Origin of the sequence: Pseudomonas sp. MWU12-2029, assembly GCF_023242425.1 — a bacterium.
GTDB classification, from domain to species: Bacteria; Pseudomonadota; Gammaproteobacteria; order Pseudomonadales; family Pseudomonadaceae; genus Aquipseudomonas; species Aquipseudomonas kribbensis.
Genome location: NZ_JALJDY010000010.1, coordinates 228,278 through 255,054, shown reverse-complemented (window position 1 = coordinate 255,054; position 26,777 = coordinate 228,278). Strand labels below are relative to the sequence as shown.

Below are 26,777 nucleotides of genomic sequence, written 5' to 3'. Positions count from 1 at the left end.
CCACTTTCCCCCTGAAAGACATGATCGACATGACTGCCGTACCAGACACCCTTCTCAACGCCCTCGAACACTGCGGTATGGTCGAAATCGACGGCCTGCACGCCTTCGAATTCGCCCTCGATGAAGACGACAACCTGCATATCGAGTGCATCGATGGCCGGACGGCCAAGCATTGGGAGTTCACACCGGCCCAGGTTGAAGCGGCGACGTTCGACCAGGACCTGCAGAGCTGGTTGATCATCGGTTTTGCCAGCGACACCAAAACCGTCGGCGAACACCGTCTGGTCTGCCTCGGTGATGTACTCAGCAGCGCCGACGACGAGGATGAAACCGAATGAACATGCGTAAATTCTGGCCGTTGCTGATGGCCGGCAGCGTCGGTGCGATGGGCCTGTCCAGTGCCTCGGCCGAAAGCTTCCAGTTGCTGGTCGGCTCCTACACTGCCGGCACCAGCCAGGGCCTCTACCGGATGAACTTCGACAGCGCCACCGGCCAGATCGACGCCAAACCGCTGCAGGTGATCAAGAGCGAAAACCCGTCGTGGCTGACCCTGTCCAAGGATCAGCACCGGGTGTTCGTGGTCAACGAAAACGGCCCGGGCCAGAAAGACCCGGTCGGTCGCGTCAGCAGTTATTCGATCGATCCCAAGACCCACGCCCTGACCCTGATCAATCAGGTGCAGAGCCTGGGCAACGAGCCTACCCATTCGAGCCTCAGCGGCGATGCAAGCCATCTGTTCGTCAGCAACTACTCGGTGGTTGAAGATCCGGGCGGCACCCTCGCGGTGTTGCCGGTGGGCAGCGACGGCAAGCTCAAACCGGTGGTGCAGATGAGCGCGCACCCGGCTAGCCGGGTCAATCCCGAGCGTCAGGCCTCGAACCACGTGCACTCGACGATTTCCTCGCCGGATGGCCGTTATGTGTTCTCCAACGACCTGGGTGCAGACAAAGTCTTCGTCTACCAGTTCGACCCGAAAGCCAATCCGGACCTGCCGCTGACTCCGGCGAAAACCGCTTCGGTGCAACTGCCTCCGGGCAGCGGGCCGCGTCATCTGCTGTTCAGCGCTGACGGCAAACATGCCTGGCTGACCATGGAGATGAGCGCCCAGGTTGCCGTGTTCGATTACAAGGACGGCGTGCTGACCCAGACGCAAATGGTTGATCTGGCGGCGGGCCAGCCGACGTCGGACAAAGCCGCTGCGGCGCTGCACGCGTCCTCCGACGGCAAATTCCTCTACGTCAGCAACCGTGGCACTGCCAATCAGCTGCTGGTGTTCGCCATCGACCCGGCCAGCGGCCAGCTCAAGGAACTGCAGCGACGTTCGGTGGAAGGCGATCACCCGCGTGAGTTCAGCCTCGATCCGAGCGGCAAATTCCTGCTGATCGCCAACCAGAAGAGCAACCAGATTGTCGTGGTCGAACGCGACGGCAAGACCGGTCTGCTCGGAAAAACCGTGCAAAAACTGCCGATGGACGCCCCGAGCGACCTCAAGTTTCTCGTGCGTCAATAAGCCGCAGGCCCCGGTCTACGGGGCCTGACGCTTTGTATTAATCCTGCTGATAACAGGTAATGGTGCAAAGCATTTCAACGCAGCAACCCTCGAGCGTTAAGTTTGCTTCACGGCCCAACCGGGCAAGCAAGCCAACCGAACTCGAGGGTTACCGCCATGAACTTCAATCTCTTCTCCGTTATCGCCGCTTCTGCCATCTCTGCCACCGTTGCTCTGCCAGCCAGCGCCAACGTTGAAATCAGCGACAAAAAATCCCACACCCAGAGCTACACCCAGAAATACCTGCAACAGAGCGCCAACTTCTATGCCGCACTGGATCACAAAGCCCAACACTGAAATTTCCGTCACGCCCTGGAACTGCCCAAGGCTGCGATCCTTTGATCTTGTTTATCAAAAGCAAAATCAAAAGATCGCAGCCTTGGGCAGTTTTTTGCGTGTGTATTGTCAGGCGATAGACTTTTTCAAACGGCGAGATAGACCGGCTAAATAATCAACGAAGCTGATGGTTACTATGGCAAACGCTGAGTGGTTGCCACGGCTTTTTTGATTGATTCTGTGGGCGTCGAAACATTGTCCACGGAGCACACATCATGGCCAGTTCAATCATCACTTCCGCCAAACGCGGCGCCTATCTGGCCATCGGTCTGTACCTGGTCATGGTGCTGTTCGTCAGCCTCGCGTCCCAGTCGCAACACAGCTTCGATGCGCCGATCCAGGTCGCGCATCCCGGCGTCCAGTTCGAACTTCGCTCGCAAAACGCAGCGGTGGATTCCGTTGAACTCGCGGGAGCCGTCGGAGCATGAAAGGCTACAGATTCTGGGTCATCGCCGGTCTGGCGATCATGACCAATGGCGCGTCCCTGTTGGGGTTCGGCCAGGGCTCGGTCGGCGGGCTGGCCCGGGCCATAGAGGCCAACCACACCATCGCCCACAACATCGAACGGGCCAATGCGCTGGGGCTGCTGGCCGGCAATCCACCGGTGAAAAACGAAGCGAGTTTTTTCGGACCGTTCCAAGTGGATTGCTCGGCCATCGGCATGTGCCAGGTGCTGGCGTAAGGCGCTTACTTTTTCATGATGGCGGTGAACAGATCCGACTCAAGAAAGCGTTGTAACCACGCCTGCAATCTTTCATAAGGTGTTGTCGCAAACCAGTCACGATCAACATGGGCGAACTGGCGGACGAAGGGCAGCAGCGCGATATCGGCCAGGCAAGGATGATCGGTCAACAAGTAGTCGTGGTCTTCGAGCAACTCATCCAGCCTCTGCAGGAACAACGCACCTTCGGCGCGATAAACCTCCATCGGTTGTTCCGGATAACGCTCGGCGTACTTGTAGCGATTCAAATGCACCTTGAACACTTGATCGTTGGCTTCGATCAACTCGGCAATCCTTGAATCGTCACCCAGCAACCAGTTATCCGGATCATTCTGCGCCAGCGCCCAGCGCATGATTTCCAGGCTCTCATCGATCACCTGACCACCGGCATCCAGCACCGGCACCGTGCCCTTGGGCGAGATCGCCAGCATCTCCGCCGGTTTGGCCTTGAGGCTGACTTCGACGATGTCCACCGGCACGCCCGAATAACGCAGGGCCATCCGCGCGCGCATTGCGTACGGGCAGCGGCGGAACGAATACAGCGTGTTCATTTCACCTCCAGTGTGCTCAAACCATTGCCCTGACGCTGTACCTGAATCTGCACCGGAATCCGCTCGTGCATTTCCTGCACGTGGGAAATCACCGCGACCTTGCGCCCCTGTGCCTGCAAACCGTCGAGGGCGTCCATGGCCAGTTGCAGGGATTCCGGATCGAGGCTGCCGAAGCCTTCATCGATGAACAGCGATTCGATCTTCAACGTGCTCGACGCCATCGAGGCCAGACCCAATGCAAGAGCCAGCGACACCAGGAAGGTTTCACCGCCGGACAGCGAATGCACCGAGCGCAGTTCGTCGCCCATTTCGGTGTCCATCACCAGCAGACCGAGCATGCTGCCGCCGCGTTTGAGGCGATAGCGTTTGACCAGTTGCCGCAGTTGCGCGTTGGCGTGATGCACCAGCAGGTCGAGGTTGTAGGCCTGGGCGATCTTGCGGAAGGTGTCACCGGTGGCCGAACCGATCAAGGCATTGAGCCGCGCCCAGCGCTGATACTCGGCATAGGCGTCGGCGATCTGCTGCGCCAGCGCGGAATTGGCATTCTGCCGGCGCTGATCCTCGACTTGCTCGGCACGCAGCTCGGCGCAGAGCTGTTCGCTGACGCCGCACTGGTTCTGCAAGTCGGCGAGGGTGGCGGCGAGTTGTTCGGCTTCAAGGTTGCCGTTGTGTTGCGCCTGATGTTCGAGCAACTGGCGATCGCGTTCCTGCAACAGCACTTTGGCGTGTTCCAGGGCTTTTTCGTTGCGCTGCAAACGCTCGCGCAACTCGCCGACCTGCGCGTCATCGACCCGCAACAGATCTTCGAGACCGCCGTCATCCAGTTCTGGATGGCGAGCGCGCCAGTCGGCAATCTTGCCGGCCAGATCGCGGTCTTCGGTTTCCAGTGCCTGCAAACGTTCTTGCTGCGCTTTGAGTTCGGCGGAGATTTGCACGAGTTGAGTGCGCACGCCTTGCAGTGCCTGTGTCGTGGTGGACTCTGCGTTGCGCGACTGTTCCACCGCGAGTTCAAGCTGCTGCTGCCAGTGCTCGGCACAATTGTGATCGCCCAGCAATTGCGCCAGTTTCTCCTGGCTGGCCTGTTGCTGAGCGGTCAGCGCGTTGAGCTGTTGCTCAGCGGTTTGCAGCTGCTGGACACGGCTCTGCTGACGATCCTGTTCCTTCTCGAGCGTCTGTTGGCGTTGTTGCTGTTCGGCCAGCTCTTCCTTCTGCTGATCGACTTGCGCCAGGCGCTCGGCAATCTGCCGGTCAAGCTGCATGAAGGTCGCGGCCGGTTCGGCGCGCAGGGCTTCGTGAGTTTCGGAGGGCAGCAGTGTGGCGAAGGCTGCGAGTTCTTCGTCCAGACGCTGGCGGTCAGCGCCCAACTCGCGCTGCTGATTGCTCAGATGCTGGGCCGCTTGCTGGTGAGCGGTTTCGGCGTGACGCAATTGCTGGGTCAGGCGCGCCGCGTCCTGTTGCAGCGTGAGCAGGGCGGTCTGGCGCTGTTCGTCCTGGGTGATGCTCTGGTTCAGTTGATCGTTCTGGCGCGTCAGCCACGCAGCGCGCTTGTCGCTGTCCTGACTCAGCAACGGTGCGGCCAGCGGATGAGACTCGATGCTCGGCGTCAGCGCTTGCTGTTGTACCGCCAGTTGTTCCTGTTGTTGCAGCAACTCTTTCTGTTGAGCAATCACGCCACCGACGCTGGTACGCAGTTCGGTGAGTTTTTCCTTCAGTTGATCGACCGCTTGCTGCGCGTTGGCCTGTTCGCTTTCATCGTGACGACCGAGGCTTTGCAGCAGGGCTTCCGGTTGGTGATACGGATGCTCGTTGCTGCCGCAGACCGGACACGGCTGGTCGTCCTGCAACTGCGCACGCAGTTCTTCGACACTGGCACTGCGGGCCAGACGCTGGCGTTCGAGCAATTCACGGGTGACGTTGAGGGTCTGTTCGGCGACGGTGAGTTCGGACTTGGTTTTCACCCCGTCCTGGGTCAGGCGCTCGCGTTCCTGTTGCGCATCGAGCTGGCGCTGTTGCAACTCGGCACTGCGTTTGTCCAGTTCCTGCTGACTGGCCCACAGGCGCGTCAGATCTTCGACGGCGCGCAGTTGTTTGCGGTTGTCCTGCAGCAGAGTGCCGAGGATGCCGATCTGTTCGGCGACGGCATCCGGCTCAGCGCCGGCCTCCTTGAACAGCACCTCAAGCTGCTGCTTTTGCGTGGCCAGTTCTTCGGTGGCGCGGGCGGCGTTCTGTTCGAGATTCGCCAGCTCGCTTTCGCCCTTGTTCAACCGGTTGCCGATCAGCATCAATTGCTGCAAACGGTCGCGGTAGGCATTCCAGGCTTCGCTCAACGGTGCCAGATGAGTGCTTTGCTCCAGATCGGTGGCGATGCGTTGGAGGCGCTCGGCAACCTGCTTTTGCTGATCGAGCAGGGTCTGGATTGCGCTTTGGCCCTCAGTGCTGGCCTGTTCGGCGGCCTGCTTTGCCTCGGTGCCGGAAGCAACATCCTTGGCCAGACGGGCGAGGGTGCTTTGCTCATCGAAGGCCTGGCGCAACAGCGGCGCACTTTCGCTCTGTTGCTTCTGCGCTTCGGTCAGGGCGATTTGTACAGCACTCATGTCTTGTTCAAGTTGAGCCTGACGTTCAGTCAGCTCATCTTGTTGTTGGGTGTGCGCGCTGATTTGCGCCGCCAGTGGCGTCAGCCGTGCGTCGATTTCAGCCTTGCGGGCGAACTGGTGCCGTTGCGGGGCGAGCTGTTCAAGGCGCGTCAGTCGCAAGCGTTCGCCGGCCAGCGTTTCGCGCTCATGTTCGGCGCTCTGCAGTTGCTCGGCGGCTGCCTGCTGCGCGTCCTGCAACAGGTGCAGATCCTTGAGCCAGGTGTGCTGCTGCTCAAGCTGTTTGAGCTGGGCCTGCTGCAACTTCAATTGCTGCTGGGCAGCATTGAAGCGTTCGTCGAGTTCGGCGCGGGCCTCGGGCGGCAGCGGGGTCACGCCGGTCGCTTGATCCTGCAACTGCTTGTGGGCTTCGCGGGCTTCTTTGGTCTTGTCGAACGCGCGCCGGCCGAGGCGGGTGTACAGCGCGGTGTCGGTGAGTTTTTCCAGCAGTTCGCTGCGGTCGTTGTCATCGGCCTTGAGGAACGCACTGAACTCACTCTGGGCCAGCAGCACGGCGCGGGTGAACTGTTCGAAGTTCAGGCCCAGCGCGGCTTCGAGTTGAACCTTGTACTCGCCTTTCTGGCTGGCGAGCAGTTGATCCTGATCGATGTCGCGCAGGCTCTGGCGGCTGGCCTGCAACTTGCCGCCGGCCTTTTCCCGGGCGCGGTTGGCTTCCCAGCGCGCGCGATAACGGCGGCCATCGACGCCGACGAAATCCACCTCGGCAAACCCTTCGCCCGTACCACGCCGCAGCAGGGTGCGCGGATCGCCGGTGGCGATTTCGCCGTCGGCGTCCGGCACCTTGGCGTCACGTCCGGTGTTGTTCAGACGCGGTACTGCGCCGAACAACGCCAGGCACAAGGCATCGAGCAGGGTACTTTTGCCGGCGCCGGTGGGGCCGGTGATGGCGAACAGGCCGGCGCTGGCCAGCGGTTCAGCGGTGAAGTCGATCTCGAACGGGCCGGCCAGCGAAGCAAGGTTCTTCAAACGAATGGCGAGAATCTTCATGGCTGCTCGCCCTCCATTTGTACGTCTTGCAGCAGTTCGGCGAAGTCCTTGAGGGTTTGCTCATCGACCTCGTTGCCGTAATTGTCGAGCCAGGCGCGGCTGAACAATTCCTGCGGGGTGAGATGATCCAGCTCGATCAGCGCGCTGCCGTCCTCGGCGTTGTCAGCGCCACGGTTGCCGGCGTATTCGGCGGCGATTCGCACCAGTCGTACAGCCTTGCCTTGCAAGGCGCTTTCGACTTGATGGCGCAGATCCGGTTGCGGCTCGTCGAGGGTCACGCGCACTTCCAGCCACGGCTGGCGCTGGGTTTCGGCCAGCAGGTCAATGTTCGGCAGGTCCGCCAGTTGCAGCAGGATTTCCGCCAGCGGCGCAGGGCCGAGGCGTTGCAGATTGACGGAACGGGGGATCAGTATCGGCTCGACGCTGACCAGGGTTTCTCCGTCGAGCACGACGTCGAGAATCTGGTGCTGATAACTGATTTCCGAAAACGACAACGGAATCGGCGAGCCGCTGTAGCGAATCCGTTCTTCGCCATTGACCTTCTGCGGCTTGTGCAAATGGCCGAGGGCGACATAGCTGATGCCCGGCCCGAACAGGCTGGCGGGCAAGGCTTCGGCGTTGCCAATGATCAGGCTGCGTTCGGAGTCTTCCGACACCGAGCCGCCGGCCATGTGCGCGTGGCTGATGGCGATCAGCGCCTGGCCTGGCTGGCGCCTGGCGTTGGCCGCTTCGATCAACCATTCATGCACCTGCCCAATGCCGCGCAAATAGTTGTCGCCCAGCTGTGCGCCGGTCACTTCGGCCGGGCGCAGGAACGGCAGCGCCAGACACCACGCGGCGATCTCGCCGGACGCATTCGGCAGCGGCAACAACAGGCGTTCCGAATCGAGCTGGCCGTCGTCCAGCCACAACACCCGGCCCAACGCATGGGTACGCAAACGCCGCATCAACGGCGCGGGCAACTCGATCCGCGAGCCGGAATCGTGGTTGCCGGCAATCATCACGATGGTCAGCAACGGCTGCTGCTCGTGGGCGCTCACGATGAAATCGTAGAGGCGTTCCTGGGCTTTGACCGGCGGGTTCACCGTGTCGAAGATGTCGCCGGCGATCAGCAGCACGTCCGGCTGCGCCAGCTTCAATTGGCGCAGCAGCCATTCGAGAAAACAGCTGTGTTCAAAATCGCGCTCCTGGCCGTGCAGGTTCTGCCCAAGGTGCCAGTCGGAGGTGTGAAACAGACGCAAGGCTGACTCCGCAATAAAAAAAGGTAATGGCCGCGTGGATATGAAAGCGGCGAAAGAGGGGGAGTTTACAGATTATTGGGACAGGTGGGCCGATCGGGAATTTAGAAGCCATCTCCCGAAAAGTATGACTGTATTACTACCGTTCGTCGGCAACCTTGCACGGACTCACACATTAATTGACGCCAAAATAGTGGCCATCTAATATCGCGCCACTATTGTGACATCAGTGTGCTGCTATGAGGGAGCTGGCAGATGTGTCGCGGCCTGCTCCGTGACCGATCCCGCTACATCCAGGTTGCCCCGGCAACTTTTCCTCTTACTCACTTCTCGGTCGACCGGCGTCGTGTGAATGCCTGTCGGGAAGCGCTGCGCCTGCGGTCTGCCTGCCCATTTCCGTTTGTTGCATTGAGACCTTCGACATGGACGTTCGCCAGTACGCCTTTCTCGCTCGCCTGCCATCTGCGGCCGTAAAAAAACGCGATACTTTTTGGGGCATGCCCAAGCGCGGGCTGGCGTTTCTGCTGGCCAACGTCATGTTCTGGCAACCGATGTGGGCCCAGGCCGACGGCATCGTGGTGGCCAACCCCGGCACCACCCTCGACCGCGCCGGTAACGGCGTACAAATCATCAACATCGCCACGCCTAACGGCAGCGGCCTGTCGCACAACCAGTTTCATGAGTACAACGTCAGCGCCCAGGGCGTCATCCTCAACAACGGTTCCAGTCAGGCTTCGTCCACTCAACTGGGCGGCTACATCATTGATAACCCGCACCTGAAGAACAGCGGGTCGGCCCAGGCGATTCTCAACGAAGTCATCGGCGGCAGCCCGAGCCAGCTGCGCGGTTACACCGAAGTGGCAGGGCAGTCGGCGCGAGTCATCGTTGCCAACCCGTACGGCATCAGTTGCAACGGTTGCGGTTTCATCAATACGCCGCGCGTGACCTTGACCACCGGTAAACCGGTGCTGGATGGCAGCGGCCGACTGGATCGTTTCCAGGTCGATCAGGGCACGGTCGCCATCGAAGGCGCCGGGCTCAACGCAACCAACGTCGACCGCTTCGAAATCATCACCCGCAGCGCGAAGATCAACGCCGAGATTCAGGCGAAAAACCTGGCAATAATCGCCGGTCGTAATGACGTCAACGCCGACAACCTCAATGCCACGGCCCGCGCCGATGACGGCAGCGCCAAGCCACAGCTGGCTATCGACTCCTCGGCACTGGGCGGCATGTACGCCGGGGCGATCAAACTGGTCGGCACAGAGGCCGGGGTCGGGGTGAAACTCGACGGCAAGCTGATTGCCAGCGGCGGCGACATCCAGCTCGATGCCAACGGTCAATTGAGCATGGTCGATACCTCGGCCACCGGCGCAGTCAACCTCAAAGCCGCCAGCCTCGATGCGCGTGGACCGGTCTACGCCGGTACGGCACTGAACGTGCAAACCCAAGGCAATCTGAACAACCAGCAAACCCTCGCGGCCCGGGACAGCATCAACCTCAGCGCCGGTGGGCAAATCACCAACGGTGGCGTCATCGAAGCCGGGGTGAATGCCGATGGCGGTCGCAATGCCAACGGTGATGTGAGCCTGAGTGCGCAAACTGTCGTCAACAACGGCAAGAGCATCGTGGCCAGTCGCAATCTTGCGGTGAATGCCACGCAGGTCCTGAGCAACCAGGGTGGCACCCTGAGTGCGGCTCAAAACCTCAATGTGGTTGCCGGGACACTGGACAACCAGAATGACGGTCAAGTCCTGAGCAGTGGTGCACTGAACGTCACCGCCAATCAGGCGCTCAATACCCGCGGCTTGATCAACGGCAAAGGGAGCGTGACCGCCACCATCGGTCAGTTGAACAACAGCGGTGGCGAGGTTTCCAGTACCGGGGTCACGCGACTCAACGGTACGGCGTTGAATAACGTCGGCGGTCAGGTCCTGGGCGATCTTGGGCTGAACATCGATCTGAGCGCCGCATTGGACAATCGCGACGGTGTGCTCGGTTCTGCGCTGGCACTCGACCTCAAGGCCGGCAGTCTCGATAACCGCGACGCCGGGGTAGTGGTCAGTGACGGGCGACTTGTGGTGCGTGTCGGCGGTCTGCTCGACAACCGCAACAAGGGTGAAATCACCGCCAAAGGCGCTATCGATGTGCGGGCAGGGCATCTCGATAACCGTGATGGCAAGGTTTCCGGCAAGGGTACGCTGCAGTTGCGCAGCGATACGGCGGACAACCGTGGCGGGCTGATCCAGGCCGATGGGGCATCGACGCTGACGGTCGACCGCCTGGACAACCGTGACAACGGGCTGATCATCGGCAAGGCCGGCGTTGCCTACGAAGGTACGCGGCTGGACAACACCAAGGGTCTGGTCAGTGCGGTGGGTGCGGTCAGCATCAAGGCCGGCGAAGTGCAGAACGCCGCAGGACGGATTTCCAGCCAAGGCGATTTGTTCGCCACGATCGGCCTCCTGCAACAGCTGGGTGGGGCATTGGTCGCGCAGGGCAATCTGAGCCTGACCGGCAGCACACTCGACAACCGCAATGGCGGTCTGGTCGGCAGCAAGAAAGCGTTGACCGTTACGGTGGACGACATCGACAACCGGGCGGGCGAGATCTCCAGCAGCCAGCTGTTGAACATCAAGGGCCAGCGACTGGACAACAGCGATGGCGGCAAGATTCTGACCGATACCGACCTGGGGCTGGTCGTCGCCAGGCTGATCAACCAGAACAAAGGCCTGATCGCTGCAAAGGGTGCAACGACCCTGAGTGGCCGATCGCTCGATAACAGCGGCGGCACCTTCGACAGCCTCAAAGGGCTGTCGATTACACTCGATGATGCACTGATCAACACGCAAGGCCTGATCAGCAGCGAAGGCAAACTGACCATCAATGCCGGGCGGATCGATAACAGCACCGGCAGCCTGAGCAGCGCCGGTGCGCTGGCGTTGACCAGCAATGGCGCGCTCATCAACCGCAACGGTGCCATCAGCACCGACAGCACCCTGTCACTCGACAGCGCCAGCTTCGATAACAGTCAGAAAGGCCTGATCTCCGGCAAGGATACCAGCCGAATCGTCACTGGCGATGTAGACAACAGCCAGGGTGGCCGCATCATCAGCGGCGCATCGCTGGACTTCACTGCGGCGCAGGTCAACAACCAGAAAGGCCGCATCGCCAGTCAGCTCGCCCTGAATGCGTCGGTGCGAGGGCTCGATCAGCAGGGTGGTGAGCTGTTCAGCAAAACCAGTCTGAGTCTCGACCTGAACAATGGTCAGTTGAACAACCAGAACGGTTTGATCAACGCCCCCGGCGAACTGCTGCTCAAGCAACTCAATGGCGTGAACAACCAGGGTGGTGAGATCTCCAGCCAGCAAGCCTTCACGTTCGCTGCCCATGACCTCGATAACAGCAACGGCAAACTGCTGAGCCAGCAGGGTCTGGTCGTGCGTATCGCACAAGCGCTGAACAACACCAAAGGTGTCATTTCCGCGGCATCGCTGGATAGCCACAGCGACAGCCTGGACAACCGCGAGGGCTTGATCAGCAGCGACGGCCAACTGACGCTCGCCACGGATCAGACTCTGGATAACCGTGCCGGCAACATTGTCGGCAAATCCGATGCGACGGTGCAGGCGAAAAAACTCGACAACCAGCACGGCCAGTTGATCGCTACGGGCGTGCTCAAAATCGATGCCGAAGCGCTCGACAACCGCCTGAACGGTCTGGTGGGCTCGACGAAGGCCCTGACCTTGAATGTCGCTGACCTGGATAACCGTGGCGGTGAAATCAGCACCAACAGCGATCTGCAGGTCACCGGCAAAAAACTTGATAACAGCGACGCGGGCAAAATCTTCACCGGCCAGGCGTTGACGTTGACCGTCGAACAGTTGATCAACCGCAACAAGGGTCTGATCAGTGCCGGCACAACCTTCGGTGTACAGGGCGGTTCGCTGGACAACAGTGGCGGGGAGCTGGTGAGCCAACAGGCCATGGGCCTGACGTTGACCGGTGCATTCGACAACAGCCAGGGCAACGTCAGCAGCGAAAACCTGTTGACCGTCAAAACCTCGCAACTGACCAACGTCAGGGGCAGCCTGTCCAGTGCCTCGGACCTGACGCTCGACAGCAGCGGCAAGGTTGATAATCAGGGCGGTGCGATCGTTACCGATGGGGCTCTGATCCTCTCCAGCAGCAGCCTCGACAACCGCCAGGCCGGCACCCTGAGTGCCAGCAAGGCCGTCACCGTCACCACGGGGGCATTTGATAACAGCACCGGTCGACTCAGCAGTGCCGATACGCTCAATCTTGTTGCCGGCCAGGTCATCAACCGTGATGGCGGCCAGATCGCCAGTGAGGGTGCGTTGAAGGCATCGGTCACCGGGCTCGATCAGCAGGGCGGCAAGCTGTTCAGCAATTCCAGTCTGATCCTGGACATGAACAACGGACAGTTGAACAACCAGAACGGCCTTATCAAAAGCCCGGGCAGTCTGCTGCTCAAGCAACTCAATGACGTGAACAACCAGGGCGGGCAAATCTCCAGCGGCGAAGCCTTCACCCTCACCGCGCAGAACCTCGACAACAGCAACGGCAAAGTTCTGAGCACTCAGGGTCTGACCCTGCGCATCGCCCAGGCACTGGACAACGTCAAAGGCCTGATCGGCGCCGCCACCATCGACGCACACAGTGCCAGCCTGAACAACAGCGGCGGTAGCCTGATCAGCCGTGGCGACCTCGACCTCACCGTAGACGGCTTGTTGCGCAATGACAGCGATGGCCTGACGAGTGCGGCGCAGGCGCTGCGCGTCCGCACTGCCGACCTGAACAACCAGGGCGGCATATTGCAGGGCGTCAGTGCCGTTACGCTCGATGCCATGGCGCTGAACAACCGCGACAAAGGTTTGATCAACAGTCAGGGCAGCCTGTCGCTGACGGCGAAATCCCTGGACTCCAGCAACGGTGGCGAAGTCTCCGCCAGCGGTGACATCGATCTGACCCTGACCTCGCTGACCCAGAACGGCGGGCGTCTGCTGGGCGACAAAGCCGTAACCGTGGATCTGACCAACGGCGATCTCGACAACCGCAACGGCTTGCTGACCGCCAAGGGACCGCTGACCCTCAAACGCCTGCGCGACCTGAACAACCAGGATGGCGAAATCTCCAGCAACCTGGGTTTTGATGTCATCGGGCGGGTCTTGAACAACAGTGCCGGCAAGTTGATCAGCGGCGAAAAACTGAAGATCAGCGGCACCACGCTGACCAACCGGAATGGCCTGATGTCGGGTTGGCAGGCACTGAGCGTTAACGGTGACAGCCTGGACAACCGCGACAACGGCACGCTGTCCAGCCGCAACGGTGATGTGACCGTCGAGCTCAAGGACGCGCTGCTCAACAGCAACGCCGGCGCACTGGTCGCGCAAGGCAATCTGGACGTCAAGGCCGGCAGTCTGGACAACAGCAACAAGGGCATCCTCAGCAGCGTGGCGGGGCAGACCCTTACGCTCAATGGCGCACTCGACAACCATCAGGGCGGCTTGATCAACAGCGGCGCCGCACTGGACATCACCAGCGCTGCGCTGACCAACGCCGATGGCTCCATCAACGCACTCGGGGCGATCAACGCCAGCGCTTCGAGCCTGGACAACAGCGGCGGCAAGTTCGCTGCCAACGATGCGATCACCCTGAACCTGGCGGGGCAGTTGAACAACAACGCCGGCAAACTGGCCGGCACAGGCCCGGTGGTGATCAAAGGCGTCACGGACTTAAGCAACCGCAACGGTCAGCTCGCCAGCCAGGGCACACTGCAACTGCTGACCGGCTCCCTCGACAACGGCGGCGCCGGCACCATTGCGGCGAAGGATCAATTGCAGATCACCGCCAGTGCAGCGGTGCGTAACGATGGCGACGGCCTGATCTACAGCCAGAACGCCGATTTGCAGCTCAAGGCCGCCAGCCTCGCCAATGGTAAAGGGGCGATCCAGAGCCAGACCGGCTTGACCCTCGATATCGCGGGCGACCTCGATAACCAGAGCGGCAAAGTCATCGCCCAAGAGGGCAGTGTGGTTGTCAGCGCGGCCAACATCGACAACCGTGGCGGCATTCTGTCCAGCATCAAGGGCGCGCTCGAGGCGCGAACCGTCGGCGTACTGCGCAACGGTTTCGACCTGAACAACAACCGCCAGGGTGGCGTCATCCAGGCGCAGGGCCTGAAGCTGTCGGCACTGGCCGGCCTCGACAACAACGGCGGGCGTCTCTCTGCGCAAGGCACCGACGCGAACATTACTACCGCCGCATTCGATAACCGCAATGGCGTGATCTATGCCAAGGGACTGGTCGGCGTAACGGGCTCGAGCCTGGACAACGGCGCCGGGCAGATCGCCGGTCAACGCATCGACTTCGGTTTGAGCGGTGCATTGAGCAACGGCGCGGGTGTCATTGAAAGCAACAGCCAATTGACCGTCAAAGCCGCCAGCGTCAATAACCAGAATGGTCGCCTGCGCTCGCTGGGGACTGACGGCAAGACCGAATTCCAGATTGGCGGTCTGCTCGACAACCGCAATGGTGTGCTGGAAACCGCCAACACCGATATGACGCTGGCCGTCGGTAGCTTCCTCAACGAGGGGGGCCAGCTCAACCATGTCGGACGTGGCCGGTTCGATATCTCCACGGCCAATGTGCTCGGTGCGGGTGGCAGCATCACCACGGGCGGGCTGCTCGATCTGACGGCTGACACCTGGAACAACTCCAGCGTGATCCAGGCCGGACGCCTGAACGTGAATGTCCGGCAATTCAGCCAGAGTGCCAGCGGCAAACTGCTGGCCTCCGATCTTCTGCAGATACGCGGAGGCAACTGGAGCAACGACGGTCTTCTCGCCAGCGATGGCGTCATCGACATGCAACTGAGCGGCACCTATGGCGGCAATGGCCGGATGTCGAGCCTGCGCGGGCTGAACCTGAGCGCCGCGCAAGTCAATATCGGTGGCGCCGGCAGCATCGCCAGTGGCGGATCGTCGACGATCAGTACCGGTGGAGCGCTCGTCAACTCGGGCCGCATCACGTCCAGTGAAGATCTGACGGTCAACGCCGGCAGTGTCGCCAACTACGGCACCTTGGGCGCGGCGCAGAACCTGAACATCAATACCGGCAGTTTGCTCAATGATCGCGGGCTGATTTTCAGCGGCAACGACATGACGCTGAGTGTTGGCAATCTGACGAACCAGAACGGCGACTTCTACGGTCTGGGCAACGTGACCATCAAGGGCTATGGCACTGCGCAGGCCAGCCAGGTCGCGAACCTGTCGGGCTCGATGGAAAGTGGAAAGACTTTCAAGATCGACGCTGCCAACTTCGCCAACCGTACTTCCGGCGATGACGGCACGCAAAACTTCGCTCTGAATCGCAAGCTGGTGTCCGGCTTCATCGCCGTGCAGTGTGGCGATTGCTCGGGTGGCACCTACGACGTCAACCTGATTGCCCGTGAAGTGTTCGAGGGCGGTCAGGACAACGACACCACGGCGTCCTCGTTGTTGAGGGCCGGTGGCGATTTCGTTTTCAACGGCGGTGAATTCCTCAACAGCAAAAGTACCCTCAGTGCGTCGGGCAACATCACCATCAACGCCACCAATATGAGGAACGTCGGCGCGGTCAGTGGCAGCGTCGAACGGACGCGTATCTATCGCACCGGTGCAATCGACTCGGGCTCGTTCAACACGTTCATGCCTGAGGTGGTGGCGTACAACCAGCGCAACAACCCTGATTTTCCCAACGTCTACTACATCGACGGCACTGGCCAATTCGCTCAGGGTGTCGTGGCCTCCGGCACCGAACGTGAGAAAGGCCATGATGGTGGCATGATCCGTGTCATCACGATCAAGGATTCCGTGACGAACAAGGGGGTCAGCGACCTTACCCTGTCCGGATACGCGTGGGGTAACACCAGCCTTCAATCTCAGTACGACGCCAATAACCTGGTGCAAATGCCGACCCGATTGCAGGGTTTTGAGCTGAGGGACGACAAGGAAGTCGCGCGCGATGGCAGCAGCGTAAACTCCGGTCGCAACGCCGTCATCCAGGCTGGCGGCAACGTATCGATCACCGCCACCCAGGATCTGAAAAACAGCGTCATCCATCAGGATTACGGCTCCACCGGCGGTGCCAACAAGGTCGGCAACACCAACGTGGGCGCGACCGGCACAACCGTCATCCGGGTCAACAGCCAGTTGCCGCCTGATCTGGCGCAACAGCAAGTCAACCCGCTGACCCTGCCGGGTTTCTCCCTGCCAACCGGCGACAAAGGCCTGTTCCGTATGAGCACCGAGGGGGCCAGTGATCTTGCCCCGGTCGTCGCCACCGGACCATCACCGACCTGGACCGTGGCCGGCGAGTCGGTCAACGCCGAGCAGCATCTGGTCGCAGGCAGCAGCGGTGGCCCGCGCAGCTTGTTGGTCGACACGCCCGCGCCGGTCTCTGACAGCACCCGCGCCGTCGACACCTTCAGACGTGACCCGACGATGGTCAAGGCGGTTGCCAGCACGCTCGACGTGAATCTCCCGGTAACGCCAGCGGGTCCGGGCCGTAGCGGTCGGGGCAATGATGCTCGGGAGTCGGTCGACACTCGACCGGTCACTCGCGTAACCGGCCTGCCGGACACCAAGGCCCCGGTCAACGGCCACAAATACCTGATCGAAACCAACCCGGCGCTGACCAACCTCAAGTCCTTCATGAGTTCGGACTATTTGCTCGGCAAGCTGGGTTACGACCCCGATCAGAGCGCCAAGCGCCTCGGTGACGGCCTGTTCGAGCAGCGTCTGGTCCAGCAAGCCGTGACCGCGCGCACCGGCCAGGCCTTTATCGACGGTCGCAGCAACAACGAGGACATGTTCCGCTACCTGATGGACAACGCCGTTGCCAGCAAGGATGCGCTCAATCTGTCGGTGGGCGTGGGCCTCACGGCCGAACAGGTGGCGGCGCTGACCCACGACATCGTCTGGCTCGAAGAGCACGAAGTGAACGGCGAAAAAGTGCTGGTGCCGGTGCTGTACCTGGCCCAGGCCAACGGCCGCCTCGGCCCGACCGGCGCGCTGATTGCAGGTAACGATGTGACGCTGATTGCCGGCGGCAACCTGGACAACGTCGGGACGTTGAAGGCGACGAACAACCTGTCGGCGACAGCCAGCAAGGACATCGTCAACAGTGGCCTGATCGAGGCGGGTAACCGTCTGGACCTACTGGCGACCAACAATATCGTCAACAAGTCCGGCGGCATCATCACCGGCCGCGATGTGAACCTGACCACTCGCACCGGGGACGTGATCAATGAACGCACGATCACCTCCTCCGACAACAGCACCCGGTTTGGCACCCAGCATCATGACTACGCCGACAACGCGGCAAGGATCGAAGCGGCCAATGACCTGACCGTCAAAGCGGCCAAAGACATCAACATCGCCGGCGGCGTGATGAAGAGTGGCCAGGACATGGTCCTGAATGCCGGGCGCGACATCAACGTTTCATCCGTCCAGGTCAACAACAGCGTTTTCCAGGACGACCGCCACAACAGCAGCGACGTCACCCAACTGGGTGCCGAGATCGACGCCGGGCGCGACTTCAAGGCCGATGCCAAACGTGATATCGCCGTTGTTGCGAGCCAGATCGATGCCAAGCGCGATGCATCGATCAAGGCCACGGGAGACTTGCTGATCACTTCGGCGGCGGACGAAACCCACTCACTGTCGAAGAGCAAGAAGCTGACCGTTCAGGAAGATCATGTCAGCCAGGTCATGTCCGGTATTTCGGCTGGCGGCGACGTCAGGCTGGATGCGGGTAAAGACCTCAGTGTGGTGTCCAGTCGTGTGACGGCGGGCGATGAGGCGTATCTGGTGGCGGGGAACAATTTGGAGGTCCTGGCCAAACAGGACTCGGATTACTCGCTTTACGACAAGAAGAAAAAGGGCAGTTTCGGCAGCCTCAAAACCAAGCGTGATGAAGTCACCAACATCACGCACGTGGGCAGTGAGATCACCTCGGGTGGCGACCTGACCCTGAAAAGTACCGGTGATCAGCGCTATCAAGTGGCGAAACTGGATAGTGGTCACGACATCACGCTCGACAGTGGTGGCTCCATCACATTTGAAGGGGTCAAGGATCTACACGATGAGAGCCATACCAAGAGCAACAGCAACGCGGGATGGAACTCGGCAAAAGGCAAGGGCAATACGGATGAAACCCTGCGCCAAAGCGAGCTGACAGCCAACGGCAAACTCGTCATCAAAGCTGTTGACGGTTTGAAGATCGATATCAAAAAGATCGACCAGCAAAGTGTCAGTCAGACCATCGACACCATGGTCGCGGCTGATCCAAAACTGGCCTGGCTCAAAGAGGCGGAACTGCGGGGCGACGTTGACTGGCGCCGTGTCGAGGAAATTCACAAGAGCTTCAAGTACTCGAACTCCGGGCTGGGTGTAGCTGCGCAACTGGTTCTGGCCATTGTGCTCGCAGCGGTCACCGGGGGCGCGGGCGCAGGTTTGATTGGTGCCACTGCCGGAACCTTTACCGCAGGTGTTGCCAACGCGGTTCTGATAGCCGTCGAGACCACCGCCGCCAATAGTGCGATCAGCAACAAAGGTGATTTGGGCTCGGTGCTCAAAGACGTCTTCAGCAGCGACAACATCCAGAGCTATGTGCTTTCCGGGATGCTGGGCGGGATCGGTACAGGTCTTGGTTACAACCCGACCGAACTCGGGTTCGACTGGAACAGCGCAGGGCAGGTGGTTCTCAAGACCAGTGCCGACACGCTTGCCCAGACAGCTCTGCAGGGCGGCAGCCTGGGCGATAACTTCATCAACAATATGTTGGGTGCTGTTATCGACATCGGCGGTGCTCTGGCGGCCAACAAAATCGGCAATTTGAATCTGGTGGATGGAAGCCCGACCAAGATTGCAGCGCACGCGCTTGTGGGTGGTCTGAAATCCATGGCCATGGGCGGAGACTTCAAGACCGGAGCCTTGGCGGGTGGCGCGAACGAGGCCATGGTTCAATACCTGGCGGATTTGATACTGCCTGCCGATTACGATCCGAATATGCCGGGGGCCGGTCAGTCCAAAGCCAACCTGTTGGCGATGTCGCAGTTGATGGCCGTGCTTTCTGCTGTGCTTGCCGGGACCGACCCCAATATCGCTGCGAACATTGCGGCCACGGCTACGCAGTACAACTACCTGTCGCACTCGGATCTTGAGCGCGCTGCGAAGGAGATGATCAACTGCGGAAACGACTCGACCTGCGCAAACAAGGCTTATGGCGAATACCATGAGCTGAGCCAGAAACAGGATATTGAGGCGGTCGCACAGTGTGCATCCAATCCGGATCGATGCGGTCCCTTCTCCAGTCTGGTTGCCGACGCGGAGAGCAAAGCCCAGAAACTCAAAGACCTGGCCGCTTCTGCATCACCTGAAGCCGCTCACCTCTTTGATCTGCTGATCACCGAGAACTATGGCTTCCAGAACATGCTGGCGGGCATTACCGCCGGGCATACGGTTGCAGCTATTGCCGACACGCTGGTCCAGACGCTCGGTATCAGTCATGAATTGGCGATGGCGGCTGTTGAAGGTCTAGCGCAGAGCGTGTCTGCCATAGCGCCGACGATCAAAACGCCTGGAGGTGGGAAGGGCGGGACGAAGGGGGGAGAAGGAACTGGTGGCTCAAAAGGGGGCGGTGGAGGACCAAAAGGCTGGGAGCGGGGGCCAGTGGTCAACCCGACGACAGCGCAGGTCGCGACTGCTGAAAAGATGGGTGTTGATCCGCGTTGGGTGAAACCTGACGGAAGCCCTGATTGGCCAACAAAAGAAAATAATGGTTTTGACGGGGGGTTCCATAGGGAGCCGACGATTACCGAGTTCCAGCCGGGTCGTACGTTTGACAGATTTGGTGGTCGTTATGATGATAAAGGTAACTTCAATGATCAGGGTAAGTTTGCGGCTCCGATTGACGTACCGTTTGAAAATCGCGCCTTGCCTGACTCAAGCCTGAATTCTCCTTATAGGCAGTATGAAGTCTTGAAGCCCATCCCTGGTGTAAACGCTGGACCTGCATCCCCTTGGTTTGGAAAACCTGGTATGGGGACGCAGTATCAATTGCCAATGAGCATTGACGAGTTGGTGACGCAAGGTTACATCAAACAGATAAAGTAACTTGAGGGTATTAGCGATGGACTTTGAGCAGCTAACCGATTGTTTTTTCAAATATGCGCGGGAGCAAGGAAACCCCTATGAGAGTTTTCCTTTAGATACTGAAGTAGATGAATTTGGAGGTCCGTATATTGAGGTTTCCGAAAAAGGGGGGTTGGCTATTGTTGCGAAAGATCGCGGGCAAGAATGCATGAGGAAAGAATCAACATCGCCGGAAATATTGGCAAAATGGGTGTATGAGCTTTTCAATAAATAACCACCAGGAAATTCACAAAGGGACTGACAAGAGACAAAAGAAAAAAAAGTAAAAGGGGACAGATTTATTTGATTAATAAATCTGTCCCCTTTTTAATGTTACTGATGAACGCGTCCTGGCTGTATTGCTGGATGTCATTTTTCACGAAAGTGAAACCGTCAGGTATGCGGCGCTGGACGCGATCAGGTCGATGACAAGCTCAGGTGTGGAAGCGGGAAAGTGCTTCGCTCTGATTGCGTCGGCCATCGAGCGAGCAAAGCAGGAAAACAACCAGGCAGGGCGAGTGTCGGTGTTGAATCTCGAGCATCTGCTTACAAGCAAATAAAGAAGGAGGGCAGACCACGTCGAGTGGTCTGCGGATCGTGCCAGAAACAAATTCGAGCGCGACGTGCGGCATCGTTTGATGTCGTTTGCTGGTGTTCTTTCGCTTACTTCGGATAAAGCGGCGGCAACCCACTATCCCCAACCGGATCCTGCACCCGTTCCGCCGTCGGAATCGTGCGAATCGCCCGCCACAGATCCTCACCCTGCCAATGCTGCCCGGTCTCGCTGTAGAGCGCGCCGTTCAAACCATCGAGTGCATCCGACAACGGCACAAAACGCGCTGCCATATCCGCCAGAGTCTCCGGCTGCTGACGGGCCCACGCGTCGAGCGCCTGGCGGGTGGCTTGCGGGTCGTTGGCCTGGCTGGCGCGTTTGATGTCGTCGAGCAGCGTGCGCGGGCTCGGGCCGGTTTGTGCGGCGCGCAGGATTGCCGGTTGCCAGCGGGCGCGCCACCAGAGGCCGAAGCCGAGGAGGGTGGTGCAGGCGAGGATCAGCGTGCTGAGTTTCCACCACCACAGCGCTTCGCTGTCGGCGGTGTTGAAGGATTGCGCGCTGCCAGCCGGGGTGTCGACCTGCAGGCTCGGGTTGTTCACCACTTGCAGGGTGCGGGCCGGCAGGCTGGTGTGTTCCAGGTGATCTTCGAAGGTGTTCCACCACACCACGTCCACGGTCGGCAGTTCGATCGAACCGCTGCGGCTCGGCACCAGGGCTTCGCGCTCTTCACGGCTGCCGATCAAACCACGCTCGCTGCTCTGGTTGTTGAGCACCGGTTGGTCCGGGTAGCGACGCAGGCCGTTGGCCTCGGTGGCCGGCAGGGCGGGCAGCTGCGAACTGGCCAGGCCTTCGACCTTGAGGGTCAGGCTGCGGGTCAGGGAGTCGCCGACCTGAGAGTGATCAGGTTCCGGGTTCCAGCTTTCGCTCAGGCTCAGGCTACGGGCCGGCAGCCACGGCGCATCGGCCGGATAAGTGATGGGTTTAGGTTTGACCGTCAGCGGGATTTCCGTAGAGGTCACTCGCAACACCTTGCCCGGTTTCGGACCCTGTGCGTTGGTGTCCTTGGCAGGCTGGGTGTCCACCCGTGTGGCGCTGAAGGTTTGCGGGGTGATGGTCAGCAAACCGCTGTGCTGCGGGAAGATCGCATAGCGCATTTCGATCACGCCATGTCGCACGCCGTTGATGTCTTTTTCGTAGGTGCGTGTATCGCCCAGCTGTTCAACCCGTGCATCGGTGATCTGCAACGGGGTGACGCTGCTGTCGTCGTACAGCGACACCGAATGGTAGATGCGCAGGGTCAGGACGGCCTGAGCCTGCACATAGACGTTGCTCTGGTCGAGGCTGGACTCGATGAACACCGGGTCGAGCACGTTCTTTTCTTCGGTTACGTCGCTTTCCACCACCTGTACGGTGATCGGCTGGCTTTGTGTTTCACCCAGTTTCAATGACGGAATTTCAACGCTGCCATTCTGTTTCGGCAGCAGGGTGATGATCCAGCGGGTGGTGGCGCGGTTCTCGTTGTTGAGCGTGTTCAGCTGGTTGACCTGACGCGTGCCGCGCACTTCGAACAGCGGTTCCAGCGGGGTCAGGTCCGGTTTGCCGAACTGCGTGACATCGTTGGATTCGAGGGTGAGTTCCACCGTCTCGCCGGAGTTCAGGCGACTGCGATCCACACTGGCCGTCAGCTCGGCCGCCTGAGCGGTGGCCGTGCAGATCAGCAGGGGTAGCAAGAGTGCGGTGAAACGGGTCATCGAGTGTTTTCCTGATCCTGATGTTGTTGCTGTTCGTACCAGAATTTGCGTCGCAGCAGTTCGCCCGGATCGTCCGGGATCTTGCCCAGCCATTGTTCCAGTGCCTGACGTTGCTCGCCTTCGAGGTTGTCCTCGCCGGGACTCAGCGTCGGGGCCGTATTCTGTTCCGGGTCCGGCGCGCTGTCCGGCAGTTCGTTGGGGCCCGGCTGTGGGGGCGTGGTCGGCGGCGGTTCGTTGGCCGACTCCGCAGGCTGGGCCTCGCTTTGTGCGTCATTCTTGATCGCCGGTGGCGGCGCGGTGGCGGGCGGTGGTTCGTCGCCCGGCACGTTCTGCTGCGTCGGTTGCTTCTCGGGCTCGGCGGGCGGCGGGGTGTTTTTCTGCTTGAGCAGGTTCTCCACCAGTGCCTTGTTGGTCAGCGCCGGGCGCAAGTCCGGTTGCAGCTCCAAGGCCTGTTCATAGGCGTCGATCGCCGCTTCCAGCTCACCGCTTTTCGCCAGTGCGTTGCCACGATTGTAGTGGGCGCGGGCATCACTGCCCTCGGCGAAACGCTCGGCGGCGCCACTGTAATCGCCGGCCTCGTACAACGCCAGTCCTTGCCACTGGTGGTCTTCGAAGTGTTGCGCGGCCTCGGCCGGACGCTTCTGCTTCAGCAGATGCAAACCCTGTTGGTCGGGGCGCAGCCAAAGGTCTTCGAAACTGAAAGCGTAGCTCGGTTGCGGCAGGCAGAAGAGCAGCGGCAGACAGAACAACCAGCCACGGCGCCCGGCACACGCTGCAAGCAGCAACAGCGGCAACAGCAGCCAGTAACCCTGATCGGCCCAGGTATCGAGGCGCAGGGTCTGACCGTCATTGCGCAGGCTGCGCGGGCCATCGAGCAGACCGAGGCTGCGCAAGTCCGATTCATCCAGCCGCGCGCTGTGATACTCGCCACCTACGGAATTGAGGAAGGCACCGAGGCCGGGGCTGTCGAGTTGCGGCACGCGGATCGCACCCTGGGCATCCTTGAGGAAACTGCCGTCCTCCTGAGCAATCGGCGCGCCCTCGGCGGTGCCGATGCCGAGCATCAGCAGCTGCGCCGATTGCCCGCTCAGTGCGCGGCGAATGCCTTGGCGTTCTTCTTCCGAAAGCGAAGAGCCGATCAGCAGAATACGGCCCTGACCCAGCGCCCCTTGTTCCAGCAAGGTCAGCGCCTTGCTCACGGCAAGATCGGCGCGATGGCCGCTCTCCGGCATCAGCGACGGCTTGAGGGCATCGAGCAGATTGCGACTGGTCGCCAGATCATCCGACAGCGGCACCAGCGTGTGGGCGCTGCCCGCGTAAACGACGATGGCGGTCTGCGCATCGCTGCGTGCTTTGAGCAGATCGAACAGTTTGCGCCGGGCCTGTTCCAGACGCGTCGGCGGCGAGTCGGTGGCGAGCATTTCCGGGGTCAGCTCCAGCACCACCACCAGCGGATCCGCCGGCTTCTGGCTGGTTTGTTCGACCCGCTCCCAGCTCGGCCCGAGCAGCGCCAGGATCGTCAGGAACCACGCAACACCCAATGCAACCCACGGCAGTTTGCTGTCGCGACCGCTGCCGCCACTGAGCAATGCGGCATGGAACGCCGGCGGCAGAATCATCTGCCAGCGTCCGGCGCGCTTCTGCCGGTGCCAGAGCTGCCAGATCAGCCAGCCGAGCAGCGGCAACAGCAGCAACCACCAAGGACGGAACCAGTGCGGCCAGAGCGCGATCATCGGCGCCTCCGCAGACGCAAACGCTTGAGGCGCTCGCGCCAGTCAGGCAGGGGGCTTTGCAGATACAGCTCCTTCGTGAACAGGCGTTGCAGCGGGTTGTCCGGCCACAATTCACGGGCGACCAGCAACATGCTCAACAGCAACGCCAATGCCAGTGGCCATTGATACAAGGCCTGAGCCGGGCGCGCCTGGGTCGGTTGCTGGGCCACCGGCTCCAGTTGGTCGAGGGTGTCCTTGATCGCTTGCAGTTCCTTGCCGTCGCGGGCACGGAAATAACGGCCACCAGTAGCGTCGGCGATGGCCTTGAGTGCCGGCTCGTCGAGGTCGAGGGTCGGGTTACCGCCGAGCAGTGCGGTGGCGCCGCTCTCTTCGGGATCGGCACCGATGCCGATCGGATAGATTTTCACGCCTTCGTTGGCCGCCAGTTTTGCGGCGGTCAGCGGCTCGATCTCTCCGCCGTTGTTGGCGCCGTCAGTCACCAGAATCAGCACGCGGCTCTGCGCCGGGCGCATGCGCAGGCGTTTCAGGGCCAGACCGATGGCGTCGCCAATCGCGGTGTTCTTGCCGGCAATGCCGATCCGCGCTTCGTCGAGCCATACGCGCACGGTGCGCCGGTCAAACGTCAGCGGCGCTTGCAGATAAGCCTGGCTGCCGAACAGGATCAAACCGACCCGGTCGCCGTCGCGGCTTTCCAGGAAGTCACCGAGCAAATGCTGGACCAGCGACAGGCGACTGACGTCTTCGTCGTTCCATTGCATGTCGGGGAAGTCCATCGAACCGGACACGTCCACCGCCACCAGCAGATCGCGACCGCTGGCGGCAATCGGCAGCGGCTCACCCAGCCATTGGGGACGGGCGGCAGCGATCAACAGCAAGAGCCACAGCAGCATGAACGGCGCCTGTTGCCGCCATGCCGGCAGGTTGGCTCGGGCGCGGCGGCGGGCGAGGCCTTCCAGATCACCGAGAAAGCTCACTTTCAACGCCGGCTCGCCACTGTCGGCCACTGGCAGCGCAAGGCGCATCAGCCACGGCAGTGGCAACAGCACAAAGATCCACGGCCAGGCGAACTCAAACATGCTTGCGGATCCACGTATCGACGGCTTGCGTCAGGCCGGCGATGGCCTTGTCGTCGAGTTTGCATTCGGGTTTGTAAGCGCCCTCGACGAGCACCATCCAGCGGGTCAGGCCGGCGGCAGGGCAACGGTTGTCGAGGAACGCCAGCCACTTGCGCCCGTTGAGCGTATGGCTCTGGCTGTAGGGGTAATGGTTGCGGCACAGGCGTTTGAGCAGGCCGTTGAGCTGCTGCAGCCAGGCGCCAGCCGGCGCGCCGTCGTAGGGTTTGACCATTTGCGCCAGCTCGGCGAGTGCGGCAATGCGCACTGGATCAAGCGGGATTTCGGCGCGCACGACGGGTTTCTTCTTGATCGGAATGAAACGGCGCAGACGCCACAACGCGTAGCCGATCAGCGGCAGCAGCAAAAGCAGCAACCACCAGCCCGGCGCCGGAGGCCAGAAGGCAATCGGTGGCGGGGAAATCAGCGGTTGCAGTTGTTCGAGGCCGTTCATCGACCGTTCCCCGGGCGCTGCGGGTTGAGGAACTCGCGCATCTGCTCGACCATTTCGCTCTGGGTGCTGAGAGGCATCAGCAACACCCGCAGTTTCTGCGCGAGCAATTCCCAGCGGGCGATGCGCGCTTCGGCCTGGGCGCGATAGGTCTGGCGCAGATCGAAATTCAGTGTGTCGAGTTCCAGTTGTGCGCCACGCTCGGCGAATCGCAGCAGCCCGGCGGCGGGCAGGGCGTGGTCCAGCGGATCGGACAGTGGCAGCATCAGCAGATCGCAATGGCGCGACAGCAGGCTCAGTTGCTGCTCGGCGCTGTCGCTCAAGGCGCGCTCGTCGCAGATCACGATCACCAGACTGCCCGGGCGCAACACTTCACGGGCCCGGCGCAACGCGACACCAAACGCATCGCGATCCGGCTCCCGCTCGCTGTGCAGTGATTGATTGACCTTCACCAAGCGGTTGAGCAGTTGCAGCAGGCTTTGCTTGCTGCGGCGCGGTTTGATTTCGTAATGCTCGTTGTCACCGAACACCAGTCCGCCGACCCGGTCGTTGTGGCCAAGCGCAGCCCAGCCGATCAGCGCCGCCGCTTGCGCCGCGAGCACCGATTTGAACATCAGCCCGGAACCGAAGAACAGCCGCGTGCTTTGCTCGACCATGATGAAAATCGGTCGCTCGCGTTCTTCATGGAAGAGCTTGGTGTGCGGCTCCTGAGTTCGTGCGGTGACGCGCCAGTCGATGGTGCGCACGTCGTCGCCGGCCTGATAGACCCGCACCTGATCGAAGTCGACGCCACGGCCCCGGAATTTCGAGTGATGCAGGCCGATCAGCGGGCTGCGCTGGCTCGGCGTGGAAAACAGCTGCACTTCGCGCACGCGGTGGCGCATCTCGATCAATTCGGCGAGGGAGATGCGGATACCGGGTTCGGACGGCAGTGAGGCGTTCATGGG

At 60.9% G+C, this 26,777-nt stretch carries 15 protein-coding genes; 7 read left to right on the top strand and 8 right to left on the bottom strand.

Going from position 1 to position 26,777, the window contains the following annotated elements; all coding sequences use genetic code 11:
• Nucleotides 1-29 precede the first annotated feature (29 nt).
• The 5 genes from M5B44_RS23870 to M5B44_RS23850 all read left to right on the top strand — a co-directional run bounded on the left by M5B44_RS23870 (nt 30) and on the right by M5B44_RS23850 (nt 2,567).
• The gene (locus M5B44_RS23870; protein WP_085711602.1) at nt 30-338 is read left to right on the top strand and encodes a DUF5629 family protein; all 309 of its coding nucleotides are present in this window, start codon (nt 30-32) and stop codon (nt 336-338) included.
• Nucleotides 335-1,510 carry a lactonase family protein gene (locus tag M5B44_RS23865; protein WP_248740701.1) on the top strand — a complete coding sequence of 392 codons (1,176 nt, stop codon included), beginning with the start codon at nt 335-337 and terminating at the stop codon, nt 1,508-1,510. The genes M5B44_RS23870 and M5B44_RS23865 overlap by 4 nt, the downstream gene beginning before the upstream one ends.
• A gap of 156 nt (nt 1,511-1,666) precedes the next feature.
• Nucleotides 1,667-1,846 carry a hypothetical protein gene (locus M5B44_RS23860; RefSeq protein ID WP_007941320.1) on the top strand — a complete coding sequence of 60 codons (180 nt, stop codon included), beginning with the start codon at nt 1,667-1,669 and terminating at the stop codon, nt 1,844-1,846.
• Between the two features lie 254 nt (nt 1,847-2,100).
• Entirely contained in the window at nt 2,101-2,313 is a 213-nt protein-coding gene (locus tag M5B44_RS23855; RefSeq protein ID WP_248740700.1) for a hypothetical protein, read from the top strand.
• The gene (locus M5B44_RS23850) at nt 2,310-2,567 is read left to right on the top strand and encodes a hypothetical protein (RefSeq protein ID WP_248740699.1); all 258 of its coding nucleotides are present in this window, start codon (nt 2,310-2,312) and stop codon (nt 2,565-2,567) included. Before M5B44_RS23855 ends, M5B44_RS23850 begins: the two co-directional genes overlap by 4 nt.
• Nucleotides 2,568-2,572: 5 nt before the next feature.
• On the opposite strand, the gene M5B44_RS23845 is transcribed toward M5B44_RS23850, so the two are convergent.
• The 3 genes from M5B44_RS23845 to M5B44_RS23835 are packed head-to-tail and all read right to left on the bottom strand — an operon-like array spanning nt 2,573 to nt 8,036.
• On the bottom strand, nt 2,573-3,157 hold the full coding sequence (locus M5B44_RS23845) for a glutathione S-transferase (RefSeq protein ID WP_248740698.1): 585 nt from the start codon (nt 3,155-3,157) through the stop codon (nt 2,573-2,575).
• Nucleotides 3,154-6,795 carry an AAA family ATPase gene (locus tag M5B44_RS23840; protein WP_248740697.1) on the bottom strand — a complete coding sequence of 1,214 codons (3,642 nt, stop codon included), beginning with the start codon at nt 6,793-6,795 and terminating at the stop codon, nt 3,154-3,156. The genes M5B44_RS23845 and M5B44_RS23840 overlap by 4 nt, the downstream gene beginning before the upstream one ends.
• The gene (locus M5B44_RS23835; RefSeq protein WP_248740696.1) at nt 6,792-8,036 is read right to left on the bottom strand and encodes an exonuclease SbcCD subunit D C-terminal domain-containing protein; all 1,245 of its coding nucleotides are present in this window, start codon (nt 8,034-8,036) and stop codon (nt 6,792-6,794) included. Before M5B44_RS23835 ends, M5B44_RS23840 begins: the two co-directional genes overlap by 4 nt.
• A 419-nt stretch (nt 8,037-8,455) precedes the next feature.
• On the opposite strand from M5B44_RS23835, the gene M5B44_RS23830 reads away from it, so the two are divergent.
• Both M5B44_RS23830 and M5B44_RS23825 read left to right on the top strand, forming a co-directional pair.
• Nucleotides 8,456-20,212, top strand: coding sequence for a glycohydrolase toxin TNT-related protein (locus M5B44_RS23830; protein WP_248740695.1), 11,757 nt, complete (start codon nt 8,456-8,458; stop codon nt 20,210-20,212).
• 16 nt (nt 20,213-20,228) lie between these two features.
• Nucleotides 20,229-20,465 carry a hypothetical protein gene (locus M5B44_RS23825; RefSeq protein WP_248740694.1) on the top strand — a complete coding sequence of 79 codons (237 nt, stop codon included), beginning with the start codon at nt 20,229-20,231 and terminating at the stop codon, nt 20,463-20,465.
• 428 nt (nt 20,466-20,893) lie between these two features.
• Here M5B44_RS23825 and M5B44_RS23820 read toward each other — a convergent pair whose 3' ends face one another.
• Genes M5B44_RS23820 through M5B44_RS23800 form a run of 5 tightly spaced genes read right to left on the bottom strand, consistent with a single transcriptional unit; the run spans nt 20,894 to nt 26,774 of the window.
• A complete protein-coding gene (locus M5B44_RS23820) occupies nt 20,894-22,534 on the bottom strand; it encodes a BatD family protein (protein ID WP_248740693.1) in 1,641 nt (546 codons plus the stop codon).
• Nucleotides 22,531-24,267 (bottom strand): tetratricopeptide repeat protein, encoded by a 1,737-nt coding sequence (locus tag M5B44_RS23815; RefSeq protein ID WP_248740692.1) that lies wholly within the window; start codon nt 24,265-24,267, stop codon nt 22,531-22,533. Before M5B44_RS23815 ends, M5B44_RS23820 begins: the two co-directional genes overlap by 4 nt.
• Nucleotides 24,264-25,343, bottom strand: coding sequence for a vWA domain-containing protein (locus tag M5B44_RS23810; protein WP_248740691.1), 1,080 nt, complete (start codon nt 25,341-25,343; stop codon nt 24,264-24,266). Before M5B44_RS23810 ends, M5B44_RS23815 begins: the two co-directional genes overlap by 4 nt.
• On the bottom strand, nt 25,336-25,833 hold the full coding sequence (locus M5B44_RS23805; RefSeq protein ID WP_085734027.1) for a DUF4381 domain-containing protein: 498 nt from the start codon (nt 25,831-25,833) through the stop codon (nt 25,336-25,338). Before M5B44_RS23805 ends, M5B44_RS23810 begins: the two co-directional genes overlap by 8 nt.
• The gene (locus tag M5B44_RS23800) at nt 25,830-26,774 is read right to left on the bottom strand and encodes a DUF58 domain-containing protein (protein ID WP_248740690.1); all 945 of its coding nucleotides are present in this window, start codon (nt 26,772-26,774) and stop codon (nt 25,830-25,832) included. Before M5B44_RS23800 ends, M5B44_RS23805 begins: the two co-directional genes overlap by 4 nt.
• Nucleotides 26,775-26,777: the final 3 nt, after the last annotated feature.

Coding starts and splice junctions, on each gene's coding strand:
- M5B44_RS23825 (WP_248740694.1), top strand. CDS start 20,229: ATGGACTTTGAGCAGCTAACCGATTGTTTTTTCAAATATGCGCGGGAG.
- M5B44_RS23820 (WP_248740693.1), bottom strand. CDS start 22,534: ATGACCCGTTTCACCGCACTCTTGCTACCCCTGCTGATCTGCACGGCC.
- M5B44_RS23850 (WP_248740699.1), top strand. CDS start 2,310: ATGAAAGGCTACAGATTCTGGGTCATCGCCGGTCTGGCGATCATGACC.
- M5B44_RS23830 (WP_248740695.1), top strand. CDS start 8,456: ATGGACGTTCGCCAGTACGCCTTTCTCGCTCGCCTGCCATCTGCGGCC.
- M5B44_RS23805 (WP_085734027.1), bottom strand. CDS start 25,833: ATGAACGGCCTCGAACAACTGCAACCGCTGATTTCCCCGCCACCGATT.
- M5B44_RS23840 (WP_248740697.1), bottom strand. CDS start 6,795: ATGAAGATTCTCGCCATTCGTTTGAAGAACCTTGCTTCGCTGGCCGGC.
- M5B44_RS23800 (WP_248740690.1), bottom strand. CDS start 26,774: ATGAACGCCTCACTGCCGTCCGAACCCGGTATCCGCATCTCCCTCGCC.
- M5B44_RS23870 (WP_085711602.1), top strand. CDS start 30: ATGACTGCCGTACCAGACACCCTTCTCAACGCCCTCGAACACTGCGGT.
- M5B44_RS23865 (WP_248740701.1), top strand. CDS start 335: ATGAACATGCGTAAATTCTGGCCGTTGCTGATGGCCGGCAGCGTCGGT.
- M5B44_RS23855 (WP_248740700.1), top strand. CDS start 2,101: ATGGCCAGTTCAATCATCACTTCCGCCAAACGCGGCGCCTATCTGGCC.
- M5B44_RS23815 (WP_248740692.1), bottom strand. CDS start 24,267: ATGATCGCGCTCTGGCCGCACTGGTTCCGTCCTTGGTGGTTGCTGCTG.
- M5B44_RS23860 (WP_007941320.1), top strand. CDS start 1,667: ATGAACTTCAATCTCTTCTCCGTTATCGCCGCTTCTGCCATCTCTGCC.
- M5B44_RS23810 (WP_248740691.1), bottom strand. CDS start 25,343: ATGTTTGAGTTCGCCTGGCCGTGGATCTTTGTGCTGTTGCCACTGCCG.
- M5B44_RS23845 (WP_248740698.1), bottom strand. CDS start 3,157: ATGAACACGCTGTATTCGTTCCGCCGCTGCCCGTACGCAATGCGCGCG.